General features: G+C 69.0%; 15 protein-coding genes, 2 tRNA genes and 1 pseudogene. 10 read left to right on the forward strand and 8 right to left on the reverse strand.

The features are described from left to right. Positions 1-127 precede the first annotated feature (127 nt). On the forward strand, positions 128-286 hold the full coding sequence (locus VLY81_RS04465; RefSeq protein ID WP_324669828.1) for a hypothetical protein: 159 nt from the start codon (positions 128-130) through the stop codon (positions 284-286). 205 nt (positions 287-491) lie between these two features. Here VLY81_RS04465 and VLY81_RS04470 read toward each other — a convergent pair whose 3' ends face one another. Beyond that, complete coding sequence (locus VLY81_RS04470) at positions 492-1,478, reverse strand: sodium-dependent bicarbonate transport family permease (protein WP_324669829.1); 987 nt, start codon at positions 1,476-1,478, stop codon at positions 492-494. Between the two features lie 119 nt (positions 1,479-1,597). Between VLY81_RS04470 and VLY81_RS04475 the strand changes: the two genes are divergently transcribed. Both VLY81_RS04475 and VLY81_RS04480 read left to right on the forward strand, forming a co-directional pair. Further along, entirely contained in the window at positions 1,598-1,930 is a 333-nt protein-coding gene (locus VLY81_RS04475; protein ID WP_324669830.1) for a helix-turn-helix transcriptional regulator, read from the forward strand. 30 nt (positions 1,931-1,960) lie between these two features. After that, positions 1,961-3,970: an arginine--tRNA ligase gene (locus VLY81_RS04480; protein ID WP_324669831.1), complete on the forward strand. Its 2,010-nt coding sequence runs from the start codon at positions 1,961-1,963 to the stop codon at positions 3,968-3,970. A gap of 522 nt (positions 3,971-4,492) precedes the next feature. Here VLY81_RS04480 and VLY81_RS14550 read toward each other — a convergent pair. Together VLY81_RS14550 and VLY81_RS04485 are read right to left on the reverse strand one after the other, a co-directional pair. Then, positions 4,493-4,675, reverse strand: coding sequence for a hypothetical protein (locus tag VLY81_RS14550; RefSeq protein ID WP_405001284.1), 183 nt, complete (start codon positions 4,673-4,675; stop codon positions 4,493-4,495). Next, positions 4,617-5,894, reverse strand: coding sequence for a transposase (locus tag VLY81_RS04485; RefSeq protein WP_405001285.1), 1,278 nt, complete (start codon positions 5,892-5,894; stop codon positions 4,617-4,619). Before VLY81_RS04485 ends, VLY81_RS14550 begins: the two co-directional genes overlap by 59 nt. Before the next feature lie 1,180 nt (positions 5,895-7,074). On the opposite strand from VLY81_RS04485, the gene VLY81_RS14555 reads away from it, so the two are divergent. Next, entirely contained in the window at positions 7,075-7,248 is a 174-nt protein-coding gene (locus VLY81_RS14555) for a DUF433 domain-containing protein (protein WP_405001286.1), read from the forward strand. Here the strand turns inward: VLY81_RS14555 and VLY81_RS14560 are convergent. The 4 genes and pseudogenes from VLY81_RS14560 to VLY81_RS04500 form a co-directional block, all read right to left on the reverse strand. After that, positions 7,242-7,397 (reverse strand): annotated as a pseudogene (locus VLY81_RS14560) (thioredoxin domain-containing protein); the annotation flags it as partial. The gene VLY81_RS14555 and the pseudogene VLY81_RS14560 sit on opposite strands and share 7 nt — an antisense overlap. Before the next feature lie 79 nt (positions 7,398-7,476). Continuing rightward, positions 7,477-7,686: a DUF2442 domain-containing protein gene (locus tag VLY81_RS04490; protein ID WP_324669832.1), complete on the reverse strand. Its 210-nt coding sequence runs from the start codon at positions 7,684-7,686 to the stop codon at positions 7,477-7,479. Positions 7,687-7,699: 13 nt separating this feature from the next. Then, on the reverse strand, positions 7,700-7,936 hold the full coding sequence (locus VLY81_RS04495; RefSeq protein WP_405001287.1) for a DUF4160 domain-containing protein: 237 nt from the start codon (positions 7,934-7,936) through the stop codon (positions 7,700-7,702). A 347-nt stretch (positions 7,937-8,283) separates the two neighbouring features. Further along, positions 8,284-8,359 (reverse strand) — tRNA-Glu (locus VLY81_RS04500). A 122-nt stretch (positions 8,360-8,481) separates the two neighbouring features. On the opposite strand from VLY81_RS04500, the gene speE reads away from it, so the two are divergent. From speE to VLY81_RS04520, 4 genes are all read left to right on the forward strand, one after another. Beyond that, positions 8,482-9,312, forward strand: a complete 831-nt coding sequence (gene speE, locus VLY81_RS04505) for a polyamine aminopropyltransferase (RefSeq protein ID WP_324669834.1) — start codon at positions 8,482-8,484, stop codon at positions 9,310-9,312. Positions 9,313-9,398: 86 nt separating this feature from the next. Further along, on the forward strand, positions 9,399-10,322 hold the full coding sequence (locus tag VLY81_RS04510; RefSeq protein ID WP_324670339.1) for an ATP-binding cassette domain-containing protein: 924 nt from the start codon (positions 9,399-9,401) through the stop codon (positions 10,320-10,322). Next, a complete protein-coding gene (locus tag VLY81_RS04515; RefSeq protein ID WP_324669835.1) occupies positions 10,312-11,085 on the forward strand; it encodes an ABC transporter permease in 774 nt (257 codons plus the stop codon). The genes VLY81_RS04510 and VLY81_RS04515 overlap by 11 nt, the downstream gene beginning before the upstream one ends. Next, complete coding sequence (locus VLY81_RS04520) at positions 11,078-11,365, forward strand: FtsX-like permease family protein (protein WP_324669836.1); 288 nt, start codon at positions 11,078-11,080, stop codon at positions 11,363-11,365. Before VLY81_RS04515 ends, VLY81_RS04520 begins: the two co-directional genes overlap by 8 nt. 28 nt (positions 11,366-11,393) lie before the next feature. Here the strand turns inward: VLY81_RS04520 and VLY81_RS04525 are convergent. Next, positions 11,394-11,467, reverse strand: a tRNA-Gln gene (locus VLY81_RS04525). A gap of 198 nt (positions 11,468-11,665) precedes the next feature. Between VLY81_RS04525 and VLY81_RS04530 the strand changes: the two genes are divergently transcribed. Beyond that, on the forward strand, positions 11,666-12,157 hold the full coding sequence (locus tag VLY81_RS04530) for a carbohydrate-binding protein (RefSeq protein WP_324669837.1): 492 nt from the start codon (positions 11,666-11,668) through the stop codon (positions 12,155-12,157). A 160-nt stretch (positions 12,158-12,317) separates the two neighbouring features. Beyond that, the gene (locus tag VLY81_RS04535; RefSeq protein ID WP_324669838.1) at positions 12,318-13,835 is read left to right on the forward strand and encodes a hypothetical protein; all 1,518 of its coding nucleotides are present in this window, start codon (positions 12,318-12,320) and stop codon (positions 13,833-13,835) included. Positions 13,836-13,839: the final 4 nt, after the last annotated feature.

Raw genomic sequence — 13,839 nt, forward strand, 5'->3', positions numbered from 1 at the left:
TCACAGCGTGCGCACGCAGGGCCAAACAGTCTGTTCGTGACGCGCGGCCGCGCTTGACCGATTTGGTATGAAATGATACGCTCGGAGCAGTTTCCGGAGATTCCCTGTAGCGGAGGGGTGCGGGGTCATGCGGCGGACCTTGGCTATCGTGGCGCTCTTGTTGGGGCTCGTGCTGGCGTCGGTGCCCGCAGTCGCCTCGGGTGGCCTTACGGGAGGCTACGCCTTGGCGGGAGGAGGCCGGGTCGTGACGACCGCCGATCCCGGCCTCCCCATCTGGCCGCGCTGATGGACGGCCGCTGGCTGGGTCTGTGACGCATCACACCGAGCCGTGCCGGCGGGGCATCCGCTCGGGGTGTTGCCCCTGACGGATAGCGCCCGACCGGCAGTCGGCGCGCCGCCGCTGCTCGGCCCCGGCGGGGGCCTCGCGACGTGGCCGGCGCGTGGCGCTGCACGGGCCGAGGTGGCCTCCATCGTACGTGCCGGTGCGCAGGTCAGCGGTGGAGCCAGACGGCCATCGAGTAGTAGAGCGGGATGCCGAGGATGACGTTGAAGGGGAAGGTCACCCCCAGCGACAGGGTCACGGGCAGGCCGGGGTTGGCTTCGGGCAGCGCGAGGCGCACCGCCGCGGGCGCGGCGATGTAAGAGGCGCTGGCTGCCAGCACGGCGAAGAGAGTCGTCCCGCCCACGCTCAGCCCGATGAGCGATCCGGCCAGCGCGCCCAGCGCGCCGCCCACCAACGGCATCGCCACAGCGAAGAGCCCCAGGAAGCCTCCCCCCGACGCGAACGCGCTCAGTTGCTGGCCCGCCGTGAGTCCCATCGCCAGCAGGAAGACGGAGAGGATGCCCGGGAACAGGTCCAGGATGAAGGGGTCCATCATCGCCCGGCCATCCTCCCCGACGAGGGCCCCGACCAGCATGCTGCCCAGCAGCACCACCGGGCTGGCGCCCAGCAGAGTCTCCCGCAACGCCGGCCAGAGAGCCGGCCCCGCTCTATCCGCGCCGGAGGCCGCGTGGCGCCGGGCCAGCAGGATGCCGCCGATGACCCCGGGTGCCTCCATCAAGGCCATCACCGCCGTCATGAAGCCCTCGGGGGCGATGCCCCTACGTGCCAGGAAGTTGGTGGCCGTCACGAACGTGACGACGCTGATGGAGCCATAGTGGGAGGCGATGGCCGCGGCGTTGACCGGGTCCATCCCGCCGAGCCGCACCAGGACGCCGAAGGCCAGCCCTGGCAGCACCAGCATGCCCAGGACCAGGCCTGCCAGGGCCGTGACGAGGAAGCGGTCGGTGAGGCCCTCCTGCGCGAGTTCGGCGCCTCCCCGGAAGCCCACGGCCATCAACAGATACAGCGAGGCCCCCGTCACCAGGCCCTTGGGGATGGACAGCTCGGATCGGAGGGCGCCCGCCAGCAAGCCCAGTGCGAAGAAGAGGATCATGGGCGAGAGCAGGTTGTGCAGGGCCGATGCGAGGAATTCCATGAAGTAGTCGGCTCCTTTCGTGAAGCACTATTCGTGAACTTTAGTTCGTATGTCGTGGACCGTCAACGGCCCCCGGACTGTCTCTCGGGGCGCCAGGCGGGCGCGTGGGGGGAGGCGGGGTGAGGCGCTGGACTTTCCTCAGCAATCACGCCCAGGTGCTGCTCTGCATCGCGAGGGACCCGTCGGTGACCGCCCGCGAGATCGGCCGGCAGGTGGGCATCACCGAGCGGGCGGCCCAAAACATCATCCGGGACCTGGAGGCGGCCGGGTACGTGACGAAGCAGCGACAAGGCCGTCGCAACCGCTACGCGTTGCACCTGGATCGCCCCATGCGCCATCCGGCGCAGCGGGGCTTGACGGTGCGCGACCTTCTGGAGATGCTGCAAGATCCGCGGGTGACGGCAGCGCCGTCGCCCGATGAGACGGTGCGACCCGAGCGACCCGAGGCGTGAGGCCACGCAGCTTCCGAGGTGAGTGCGGCCATGGACGTCCTACGCTTCGAAGATCTCGTCTACGAGCTGGGTGACGCAACCCGCCCAACGGTGGTTTCAGGAGCGGTCCCGGAAAACGGGGTGTTGGTTATCCGAGGGCTCGTGACGTTACGCAGCCTCATCGCCCGCGAAGTTGGTGAAGCCGTTGGTCGCTTGCTGCGCCAGGGCGGCCTCGAGTGGCCCGGCGGCCTCGAGCCCCTGGTGGAGCAGCCCGCCCGCATTGAGCACGGTGACTACACCACCAACGTGGCGCTCCAACTCGCCCGCCACCTGCGAAAGCCCCCGATCCAGATCGCGGCTCAGCTGGCCGGAGAGCTGCGGACGCTGCCGATGGCTTCCCGGGTGGAGGCGGCGGCGCCCGGCTTCGTCAACATCTGGCTCGATTGGCGATGGTGGGCGTCTCACGGCACGATGCTCCCTGAGCCGTCCAAGGAGCGCGCCGCCGAGAAGGTCGTGGTCGAGCACACCTCCATCAACCCCAACAAGGCGGCCCACGTGGGGCATTTGCGCAACGCCTGCATCGGAGATACGCTTGCCCGCCTGTTGCGGCGCGTGGGGTATCGGGTGGAGGTCCACAACTACATCGACGATCTGGGAGACCAGGTGGCCGATACGGTCGTCGGCATCCTGCACGTCCCGATCACGGGCCGCTACAGCCGTTTCGGCGACTTCTGCTGGGACGTCTACGCCCGGGTGAGCCAGGCGTACGAGCGTGACGAGGCGCTCAAGGCCCGGCGGGCCGAGGTGCTGCACGCGCTCGAAGCCGGAGACAACAACACGGCGTGGCTCGGCAGGCTGGTGGCGGAGCGCGTCGCGCAAGAGCACGTCGCCGAGATGGGCGCGTTCGGCATCACGTACAACCTGCTGGTTTGGGAGAGCGACATCGTACGGGAGGGGTTCTGGGCGGCCGCCTTCGAGCAGTTGCAGCGGTCACCCCTGTTCGTCAAGGAGACCCGGGGGCGCCTCGCCGGCTGCTGGGTGCTCAAGCAGCCCCAGCAACAAGAAGGCCCTGCCGAAGCGGCCGTCGGACAGGAAGACGAGGCGGGCGACGACGAGCACCTGACCGACAAGGTCCTGGTGCGTTCCAACGGCGTGCTCACGTACACCGCCAAGGACATCGCCTACCATCTCTGGAAGTTCGGCCTCTTGGGCAAGGAGTTTCGCTACCGGCGTTTCGCCCAGGGCTTGTGGACGACGGCGCCGGAGGGCACGAGCCGGCCGTTCGGCCGGGCCAAGCGCGTGCTCAACGTGATCGACCGCCGCCAGGAGTACCCCCAGGCGATGGTTCGTCTGGCGCTCCAGGCCCTCGGTTTCGGGGAGGCCGCAGGGGCGGTGCACCATGTCTCGTACGGCGTGGTCAGCCTGAGCCCGGCCACGGCCGCCCGGCTCGGCATGGACACCTCGGATGGGCGCTCGTCTTACCCCATGTCGGGGCGCGAGGGGATCGGCATCAAGATCCGCGACCTGCTCGACCTCATGGAGGCCTCCATCGATCGGGAGCGTTCCCGGCAGGTGGGGCTGTCGAGCCGGGCCATCGCGGCCGGGGCGATCCGCTACTTCTTGCTGCGCTACAATCTCGCAACCGAGATCGTCTTCGACATGGACAGCGCCCTCGACGTCCACGGCAACACCGGCCCGTACCTGATGTACGCCCACGCGCGAGCGGCCGGGATCCTGCGCAAGGGCGGCCTGGAGAGCCGGAGCGTCCCGCCGGCTCCCGAGCGCGTGCCCGAGATCTCCCAGGTTGAGCGGGCCCTGCTGCGGCACCTCGCCGATTGGCCGGACACCCTGGAGATGGCGGCGGTGGAGCTCAACCCGACGCTGGTGACGACGTACGCCTACGAGCTGGCGCAGCGCTTCACCGACTTTTACGAAAACATGCCGGTGTTGAAAGCACCCGAGCACGAACGGCCTTTCCGGCTCTGGCTCGTCGCCCTCTCCCGCGCCGTGCTCGCCGACGCGCTGGATGTGCTGGGCCTGCCGGCGCCCGAGCGCATGTGAGGGTAGGGTCACCCTCCCCTTTCCCTTCGTCCCCTGCGCCCCTACCGCACGGAGCAGCCGAAGGCGTACAGGTAGGCGAGCAGCACCTGGTGGACGAGATAGATTCAGCCGAGCAGCAGCACGAGGCGTCCGCCTTCGCGACGCGGGCTCCTGGATACGCTGCAGCCTTGGCTACGGCCGCTTTAGGTGAGCACCAAATTGCCCGAAATCCTTTGGGATAGGAATCGTAGAACGGCTGTGAGCCGCCAGCTCGCCCCAAGAGGAGCCGCGCGAGGTGATGGGTCCCGTGAGAGCCTGGTTTGTGCTGAGCAATCTGGTAGTACAGCTCTTCCTTGGCGCGCTCCTGTTCCGTGACGTTTTCGGCATGCCTGGTGCGCCAAATGGGGCCGTTATCCTTCTCATCATGGCTCTAGTTAGTGCCTCCTGACAAAATCACTGTCCGTCGTTAGAGGGGAGTCTGAACCTTTAGCAACCCCAGCTCGTCATGCCGCCCTGTCCGGTCCTGCCCCGGCGGGGGTCTGCTCAGGCGCCTGCCGGGGCCAGGGCCAGCAGCCGGCGGGCCGCCCGGGTCAGGTTGTGGGCGAAGATGCCCTCCCCGCTCCAGGTCGCCGCCCGCTCGGCGCCCCGATAGCGGCTGCGGTCGAGTTCAAAGGTGTCTTTGAGATGCGCAATGCGCCCCTCCTGGCCGCTGCGCCAGCGCAGCAACCGCCGAAAGGCCCAGCGTCGCTCGAAAAGTCGACGAGCCCGACCGCCTCGGGCCGGCAGGGCCACGTGCGCGATGCCCATCGCCCGCAGCGCCGCGTCGTTGGCCCGGCTGCTCATGCCCGGTCGGCGGCCACCGCTCGGGCGTGGCTCCGACCGCGTGGATGTGGCCCGCCACGGCGTCCACCAGCAAGCTGTCGTCGCTGGGATTGCCGACATGCAGCCGCCAGTGGCTGATGAAGCCCTCCTGGGTCTCCACCAGGGTCAGCTTGTAGCCGAACTCGACGGGCTTCGAAAGCTTCCCCCGCCGGATGGGGCGCGCATCCGGGTCGAAGAGGCTGACCAGCCGGTCCGGGATGGTCCGGATGCCCTGCAAGCGAAGCCGGGTCTGCTCCAGCACCCGGCGCAGGCGGCGGGTGTACGTGACCAGACCCTGCGCGAGGGCCCGGTAACGAGCGCCGACCGCCGGACCGAGCTGTCGGATGCGGCGCTGGACAGCCCGAGCCATGCGCTCGGCCTCCTGAAGCGTCTGCTCGGCCCGCCGAGCCACTTCGGCGGTAAGCCGGTCCACCTCGGCCTGGGCCTTCTCCCCTCCCCGGCGAAGCACCTGGCCGATGCGGCGCAGCCGGCGGCGGACCGAACGCAGGCGGTCTCGGACCGAAAGGCGTACCCCGATGCCGGCTTCCTTGGCCCGGCGCATCAGCCGCGTCAGCACCCGCACCCCGTCGGCCAGCAGGCCCGCGTCGGTGGGGTGATGGATGTTGGCTTCCACCACCGTGGTGTCCACCCGGATCCGCTGGCCGTGGCGCTTCATCAGCCGCGCCTCCACCAGCTGGGCCATCAGGGCGTCGTTGAGTTGCTCGATGACTTCCGGACCCAGTCGGTGCGTCAGCTTGATGAGGGTGGTGGCATCGGGCACCTTGTCGGTCAAGCGCAACCGGCAAAAGCGCCGCCAGACCAGGCTGTCGGCCACTTCCTTGACGAGGGCCTCGAAGCCCAGCCGGTAGCGGCGCTTCAGGTACATCATGCGCAGGTACGTCTCCAGGGGGATGGTGGGCCGACCCCGCCGGGCCGTGAGCTTGCGCCGGATAGGCTCCAGGAAGCGCTCGTCGTCCAGCAGCCGGTCGATGATGGCCAGCTCCTTGGGCAGCTCGAAGAGCTGGGGGTCGATGAGGCTTTCGAAGAGGTCCGCCTTGAACGCCACGTTGCGGTCCCGACGCACGATGCCATGCCTCCTGGGGCCGATTTTAGCATCATTCGGTCTCGGGGAGGAGAGGGGTGAGCCCGTCACGACGGCCTTCTCTGGACGAGTTTATCAGGGGCAACTAGTTAATATCGCAACCCTAGTAGCTCTTCGGATGCCGGCAACCGACCAGCATCGACGCTTCGAGTTCTACTGGCGCCTTGGGGGCATGGTAGTAGTTGCCGCGGTCGCCGTCCATGCATGGATCGATCCCGCTGCGGGTCACGATGTGGCTACCGCGGTCGTTGGCGGCCTTGCGACGGCAACATACCTTTTCGGCCCTGCCTTGGTGCGAAAATGGCGTAAGGCTTGCCACGCAGAGCTAGCTACGGGCCCGTTCTGTACCTCCTGGGCCAGCGCGGCTGCGGTGTCGAGGATGAGTGCCAGCACCTGCTCCACCTCATGCAGGATTTCGGGGAGCGTACCTGGCGGGGCTACCGCTGTAGAGCCCGTGGCGGAGAGCCGGAGGAGAACGAAGCCAGGGAAGGGATGACCGACGGGACTATCCCTTCAGAGTCCAGGGGCAAATTGGCGCAGGAACCGGTGCTGGGACCTGTCCAGGTCGAGCTGCCCGGGCCTGCCTTCCCGTAGGGCCACCGCTCGCATGCGCTGTAAGAGGTCCTGGGCAGTCGACGAGGACACCGCGGACCGCCTGATCGCACTGGCCCCGCGGCAGGGCATCCTGGCCGGCGGGGACCCACAGGCTCTGGCAGCTGAGCCGCCTGGTGGCAACGGCGCGAACCTTACGACAGCGGCTCGCGGCGGCTGAACAGCGCCGAGCGACACCGACCGTCAACGAGGAACAGATGCGGACGGGGCTCGACGAAGCGCTGCGGATCGTAAATGGGGCAGATGCGGAGGCCTTCCGGCGCCTTGTGCGCGCCTTCGCCCGGCTGGCTGCCCCCCACCCGTCCCGCCGGCAGGTGCGGGTGGAGCTGGTGCCGGATCCTCGCGCCGGGTGGCACCCGGGGCTCGTTTGTGGTCCGAGAAACGCGACTTGTTGGTACTCCCACCGGGGTTCGAACTTCTCGCGTTTCACCGGCGCCTTCTTCGTGTGCCCGCGTAATTGGGCATGCGACACCCCGGGAATGCTTCCCGGATGCTCGAGCGGCGTGCAGTACCTGCGTGGTAGAATTACCTTCGAGGAGATGAACGGAGCATGGCCTGGCAAGATCTGGTCGAGGTAAACCCCGCCGTCTTAAAAGGCAAGCCGGTCCTCCGGGGCACACGGGTTCCGGTGCATCTGGTCGTCGGGAACCTGGCCGGGGGCGCGTCTGTCGAGGAAGTCATGGCCTGCACCGATGCGTCACCCAGGAAAGGTGCGGGCGGGTAGATGAAGCGCACCTGGCCGGCGTGAACGTCGCGCTCCGCCAGCCAAGGCTGGACCTCCCGGGCGAAGGTGGCACAGTGCGGGCAAGCAAAGTCGAGGTAGGCGATCACTGTGACCGGAGTCGACGCTCGGCCCAGGGACCGTTCAAGCACCTCCCAGCGGGCTTCAAGGGGAGCCGGCGGCGCCTGGGCAGGCCAAAAGATAAAGCCAGGGAAGGGATGAGCGACGGGACTATCCCTTCAGGAGGCCCTCGATGGAGATGTCCTCGTCAAGGTCCTCCCAATGAATGCCAATGCCGCCACCGATCCAGCGCCAGTTCCTGCGCTGCTCGGGAGTGGCACGGCTCAACTTTGGGAACCACTCGAGCGGCACGCTGATGCGTCGACCGTCGAGCAGGTCCACATGCATCATCGCGTCGTCGAACTCGACGCGGACGCCCACAGCATCGTGTAGCTTAGTGGCCAAAGTGCTCACTCCATCGCCTCAGGAACTCGCTCTCGTGTTCTTCGACTATCTTGCGCAGGCGGGATAGCTCCTGCGCAGAGAAGCCGCGAGACCGGGCCAGGCTGGCGGGCTTTAGCCAGAACTTGGCATAGGCATCGCCGCGCTCGACGTGGATATGAGGCGGCTCATTGCCCTCGTTGCTGAAGAAAAAGAAGCGGTAGGCCGCCAGCCTTAACACGGTTGGCATGACGTCTCGCCTACATCTTAGCACGGGATGGTCCGTACTGTGCCGGATCTTTGCGTGGCGCCTGGAGGGCCGCTCGTACCAGTGGATCCGTGACCGGCTCAAGGCCGAGGGCGTACCGGCCCCCGGGGCACTCGCGGGCGCAACAGCACCCTGCACACCCTGCTGGGCGAGGACTACATCCTGACCTCTGCGGGGTATGCTGCGTGCGATGAGCACTACCGCGAGGGTCCAAAACCGCGTGGTGTACGGTACAAGCCCCGAGAGGAGTGGATCGTTGAGCCTCGAACACACCCCTCGCGCCGGGTGGCACCCGGCGGCTCTCTTGTGGTCCGAGAAACGCGACTTGTTGGTACCCCCACCCGGATTCGAACCGGGGTCTCATGGCTGAGAACCATGTATCCTAGGCCGCTAGACGATGGGGGCACCGCAGCCGGGGTGGATTATAGCATAGGCTCCTGGGGCCTGCAACAAGGATCCGGGGAGCAGGGAGGCGCCTCATCCCCTGGCAGCGTAAGACCCGGGGTGGGAAGGAGGCGCATGCGGGAATGGAGCTCTGGCTGCTGCAAGACGAGGACGCCCACGTCCAGATGCGCTTCCGGGTCCTCCAGGTGTTGCACCGTGAGCGCTCGGCCTACCAGGAGATCGCCGTCATGGACCTGGGCAGCATGGGCCGCACCCTGGTGCTGGACGACGCCATCCAGGTGACCGAGCGGGACGCCTTCGTGTACCACGAGATGCTGGTGCACGTCCCGCTGTGCGCCCATCCCCGGCCCCGACGGGTGCTGGTGGTCGGCGGCGGGGACCTGGGGGCCGTGGCGGAGATCGTGCGGCACGACGAGGTGGAGCGGATCGACTTGGTCGAGATCGACGCCCGCGTCGTGGATCTGTCCCGGACCTACCTCCCCTGGGCGGAGGCGGCCGCCCGCGATCCTCGGCTGACCATCCACTACGGCGACGGCTTCGTCTTCCTCCAGGCGGAAGGGCCACGCTACGACGTCATCGTCGTCGACGCGCCCGATCCGGTGGGTCCGGGCGTGGTGCTCTTCGAGGCGCCGTTTTACGAGGCGGTGCGCCGCCGGCTCGACGAGGGCGGCGTCATGGTCACCCAGTCGGGATCCGTCTGGTTCCAGGCGGAGCTCGTGACCAAGGTGCGGCGCGGCCTGGTGGAGCAATTCGGCCGTGCGTGGGTCTACTGGGCCGGCGTGCCGTCCTACTCCATCGGGCCGTGGACCTTCACGGGCGTCTCGCTGGGGCCCGACCTGAGCCGGCCGGATCCGGCGCGGGCCGCGCGCCTGGCCACGCGATACTACTCGCCCGAGGTACATCGGGCGGCCTTTGAGCTGCCGCCCTTCTTGCGGGAGCGCCTCGAAGGCTAACGGTATCTGTTATACTTCCCCCCGGTAGGGACCACCGACCGCCACCTATTGGGGGGAGACGTCTGTACGTCGTCGAGGCCGAGGGCCTGGTCAAGCGCTTCGCCAAGGTCGTGGCGGTGGACGGCCTCTCCCTCGCCATCCGGGAGGGAGAGGTCTTCGGATTGCTGGGGCCCAACGGTGCGGGCAAGACCACCACGATCCGGCTGCTGCTGGGGCTCACCCATCCGACCGAGGGGCGACTGCGGGTCTGCGGGCACGACCCGACCCGGGAGCCCCAGGCCGTGCGCCGGTCCGTCGGGTACGTCGGACAGGAGATCGCCGTCGACCCCTACCTGACCGCCCGCGAGAACCTGATGGTCTTCGCCGGCCTCTACCATCTGCGCGGAGACGAGCGGCGCCGCCGCATCGAGGAGGTCCTGGAGCTGGTGGGCCTGGCGGAACGGGCCGACGACGTGGTGCGCACCTTCTCGGGCGGCATGAAGAAGCGCCTCGACATCGCCTGCGGCCTGCTACACCGGCCCCGCCTGCTCTTCCTGGACGAGCCGACACTGGGGCTGGACGTCGAGACGCGCCGGCGCGTCTGGGACTTCCTCAAGGGCCTGGCCGGCCAGGGTCTGACGGTGCTGCTGACGACCCACTACCTGGAGGAGGCCGACCGGCTCTGCGACCGGGTCGCTATCATGGACCGGGGCAAGCTGCAGGCCGTCGGCCACCCGCAGGAGCTCAAGGACGGTCTCGGGGGCGACGTGCTGCGGCTGCGCCTGGCCGCGGAGGCGCCCCTGGCGACGGCCGTCGAGGCGCTCGAGCCGTTGCCGTGCGTGAGCGCGGTGCAGTCCATCGACGGCGTGCTGGTGGCGCGGGTGCGCTCGGGCGAGTCGGCGCTGCCGCAGGTGATGGATGCTCTGGCGAGGGTGGGCATCGGGGTGGCGGCGGTCTCCTGGTCCCGGCCCACCCTGGACGACGTCTTCGTGGCCCACACCGGGCGGAGGCTCGAGGAGCATGGGGTCTGACGTCTACGTCGAGATCGGCGCCTTCCTGCGGCGGTGGTACTGGCGCCTGCGCCGGGAGCCCGTCTCCATCTTCGCGGCGCTGGCCGAGCCGGTGCTGTGGCTGTTCCTCTTCGGCAACCTCTTCCGCGGGGCAGGCGTGGCGGCGGAGGCCGGGGGCGACTACCTGGCCTTCATGACGGCGGGGGTGGTGGTGATGACCGTCGTCAACGCCGCGCTGGCCGGCGGCATCGAGGTGATGTTCGACCGGGAGCAGGGGCTGCTGCCCCGGTTCCTGGCCGCCCCCATCCGGCCGGCGTCGGTGCTGGTGGGACGCTTCCTCTTCGTCGTCATCGTGACGTCGCTGCAGGCCGGGGTCATCCTGGCCATGGCCCGCCTGATGGGTGTGCGGCCCGCGACGGGTCTTCCCGGCGTCGCCGGCGTGCTGGCCATCGGGGTGCTGCTGGGAGCCGGCATCGCCGTGCTGTCGTTGAGCCTGGCCTTCCGCTTGCGGACGCATGGCGAGTTCTTCGAACTGATCGCCTTCGTCTCGTTGCCGCTGCTCTTCTTGAGCTCGGCGCTGGTGCCGCTGGACGCCATGCCGGGCTGGATGGCGGCCGTGGCTCGCCTCAACCCCATGACCTACGCCATCGACGCCGTGCGCAGCCTCATGCTGCATGGGTGGGTACCGGGCCTGCTGGCCGGCGTGGCGGGGGTGCTGGTGCTCTTCGACGCGGCGTGCCTGGCCATCGGGGTGCGCACGTTCTCCCGGGCCATGCGTGACTGACCGGAGGCGGCTCGAGGGCGAGGCCTTGGCCTCGGGCATCGGCAACGCCGTCGTGCTGGGCGTGGAGGAGTGCCGGCGCGAGCTGGCGGCCCTGCGAGTCATCGGCGCCGAAGGGCGCCGCGTGGGGTGTATGGTGGCCGCCGGGGGGATCGTGCCGGGCACCGTGGCCTCGGCGCTCGGCATGGTGCTGGGGCTCATCGGCTCGGCAGGGCTCGTCCGGGGGGCCACCGGCGTGACAGGCACCACGATGCCGCTGGCCGAATCCCTGCGCTACGAATGAAGGGCCAAACGGCAGGAGGCTCGGGAGGTGGCTGGGGGACCAGGATTCGAACCTGGATTACGTGGTCCAGAGCCACGCGTGTTGCCGTTACACCATCCCCCAGCGGTCGGAGGAGAGCCGAGCGCATTGTAGCACGGGGAGGGCCCCGGGTCAACGGCTGGCATGGCCACATGACCACCGGGGCCCGCGGCTTCCCGCGGAATGGGGATCCGCCCTACGACTCACCCGGTGCGCCCGCCGGGGGGCGCGCACCCTATGCCCGAGCGCAGCCCACAGGCTCGCGCACGAGAGGGGGTGAGCGTGGAGGTGGCTGGCCTGTTGCAGTCCCTGCGCCGGGCCTTCACGGCGGCCCCGCCCCAGGAGGCGGCCCGACCGCGCCGGGCCGAGCCCGACGAGGAGTACGGCTGGCTGGGCGGCGAGGGCGCCGAGGCGAGCGGGGTGGCGCTCGGCGAGCGTGAAGGGGTGGCCGGCGAGGTCGACGACGGGGTCTACGTCAAGCCGACGCCCATCACCTACGGCCAGCGATGCACGATCTGGTACTCGGGCCTCCTGGCCCGCAACGGCGCGGACCAGGTGTATCTGCACTACGGGTTCGGCCCCGGCGTCTGGAAGGACGTCCGTGACGTGCCCATGCGGCGGGTCGGCTGGGTGGGCGACACGCCCCTGTGGGAAGCCAGCCTCGAAGCCAGGGGCTTCGGCACGCTGGAGTTCTGCTTCCACGACTCGGCCGACCACTGGGACAACAACAGCGGGCACAACTGGGTCTACCAGATCCACTGGGGCACCCGCTGAAATCCCCGTTCGCTAGGGTGACCGCGGCAGAGGCCGGCCGACTCAGGGAATCGCCTCCTTTCCCGGGCTTCGCCGGCCCTCTGCCCGGCCCCGGCCCGCCGTCCGCAGGTCCACGAAGTGGCGGAGGCGAAGCCCTGGTGGGCGGAGGAGGCCAGAGCCGATGACGCACGAGCAGGCGATCCTGGACGAGCTGGCCAGCGACGTCGAGGCCTTCTTGCAGGCCACGTCCGAGGAGCATTACCTAAACGGAGCCGGCCTCAAGCCCGAGCTCCAGCTGACCCCCATCTACGCCCGCCACGCGCACCTCTTCGAGCGGGAGAGCCTGGAGAAGGTACGCCGTGTGCAGTTGCAGGCCCGCGACGAACCGATCCGCCGCCGGGCCCGCCACCTGCTCGACTTCCTGACGGGCGGCTACCTGGAGTCGGCCGTCAAGGAGCGGATGGAGGCGCTCGTCACGCGGGAGAGCCAGGCGACGGTACCCGTAGAGGGAGAGGCCATCCCTTACCGGACGCTGCCCGTGCGCATCGCCAACGAGCCCGATCGCCAGCGACGGCAACGCCTCTTCGCGGCTCGCCAGGCCTTCACGGCGGAGCTCAATCCCGAGCGGGAGGCCATCTGGCGGATCACCCGGCAGCAGGTGCGCGCGCTGGGCTACGACTCGTCGCTGTCGATGTACCGGGAGCTCAAGGGCATCGACTATCCGTCGCTGGGGCCCCGTATGCAGGCGCTGCTGTCGCGTACGCAAGAGGCATACGAGCGGTGGTTCGGCCCCGCCATCGCCAGGCAGAGCGGCGCCCCACTGGGCCAGGCACGCAAGCACGACGTCGCCTGGATGCTGCGCGCCACCGACTTCGACGGCATCTTTCCCGCCGACCGGCTGCTGGATGCGCTGCACCGTACGCTGCGGGGCCTCGGCATCGACCCGGGCGGGCAGCCCAACGTGCACCTCGACACGGAGGTGCGTCCGCACAAGTCGCCCCGGGCCTTCTGCGCCCCGGTAAGGGTGCCTCACGACATCCGGCTGGTCATCCTGCCGCAGGGTGGCCGCGACGACTACCACGCGCTGCTCCACGAGGCAGGCCATACCCAGCACTTCGCTCACACGCGCCCCGATCTCCCGGTGGAGTTCCGCTACCTGGGCGACAACTCGGTGACCGAGTCCTTCGCCTTCCTGTTGGAGTACCTGACCACCAACCCGTGTTGGCTGGAGCAGGTGCTGGGAGTCTCGGCCGACCAGTCACGGGCCTACCGCACCTTCGCCTACCTCGACCGGCTCTACTTCTTGCGCCGGTACGCCGGCAAGCTGCTCTACGAGATCGAGCTCCACGCCGCCCAGGATCTGGCTGGCATGCCGGCGCGCTACGATGCCATCTTGAGCCAGGCGACGGGGGTGCAGTACGGCACGGTCGACTACCTGGACGATGTCGACACCGGCTTCTACGTGGCGGAGTACCTGAGGGCGTGGGCCCTCGAGGTGATGATGCGGGAGCGCCTGGTGCAGCGCTGGGGTCTGGACTGGTTCGCCCGCCGCGAGGCCGGGGAGCTGTTGCGGGAGCTCTGGGCGGACGGCCAGCGGGAGGACGGCGACGAGCTGGCGCGGCGGCTGGGCTTCTCGGGGGTTGACTTCGAGCCGCTCATCCGGGAGCTGGAGGCCGGTCCCCCTCAGGGGTCGGCCTGACGGC

This window comes from Limnochorda sp. LNt, from assembly GCF_035593265.1.
In the GTDB taxonomy this organism is placed as follows: Bacteria; Bacillota; Limnochordia; order Limnochordales; family Geochordaceae; genus Geochorda; species Geochorda subterranea.

Bases quoted from the DNA above. Each gene is read 5' to 3' on its own strand.
- speE (WP_324669834.1), top strand. From the start codon at position 8,482: ATGGAGCTCTGGCTGCTGCAAGACGAGGACGCCCACGTCCAGATGCGC.
- VLY81_RS14555 (WP_405001286.1), top strand. From the start codon at position 7,075: ATGGCCTGGCAAGATCTGGTCGAGGTAAACCCCGCCGTCTTAAAAGGC.
- VLY81_RS04480 (WP_324669831.1), top strand. From the start codon at position 1,961: ATGGACGTCCTACGCTTCGAAGATCTCGTCTACGAGCTGGGTGACGCA.
- VLY81_RS04470 (WP_324669829.1), bottom strand. From the start codon at position 1,478: ATGGAATTCCTCGCATCGGCCCTGCACAACCTGCTCTCGCCCATGATC.
- VLY81_RS04515 (WP_324669835.1), top strand. From the start codon at position 10,312: ATGGGGTCTGACGTCTACGTCGAGATCGGCGCCTTCCTGCGGCGGTGG.
- VLY81_RS04535 (WP_324669838.1), top strand. From the start codon at position 12,318: ATGACGCACGAGCAGGCGATCCTGGACGAGCTGGCCAGCGACGTCGAG.
- VLY81_RS04465 (WP_324669828.1), top strand. From the start codon at position 128: ATGCGGCGGACCTTGGCTATCGTGGCGCTCTTGTTGGGGCTCGTGCTG.
- VLY81_RS04495 (WP_405001287.1), bottom strand. From the start codon at position 7,936: ATGCCAACCGTGTTAAGGCTGGCGGCCTACCGCTTCTTTTTCTTCAGC.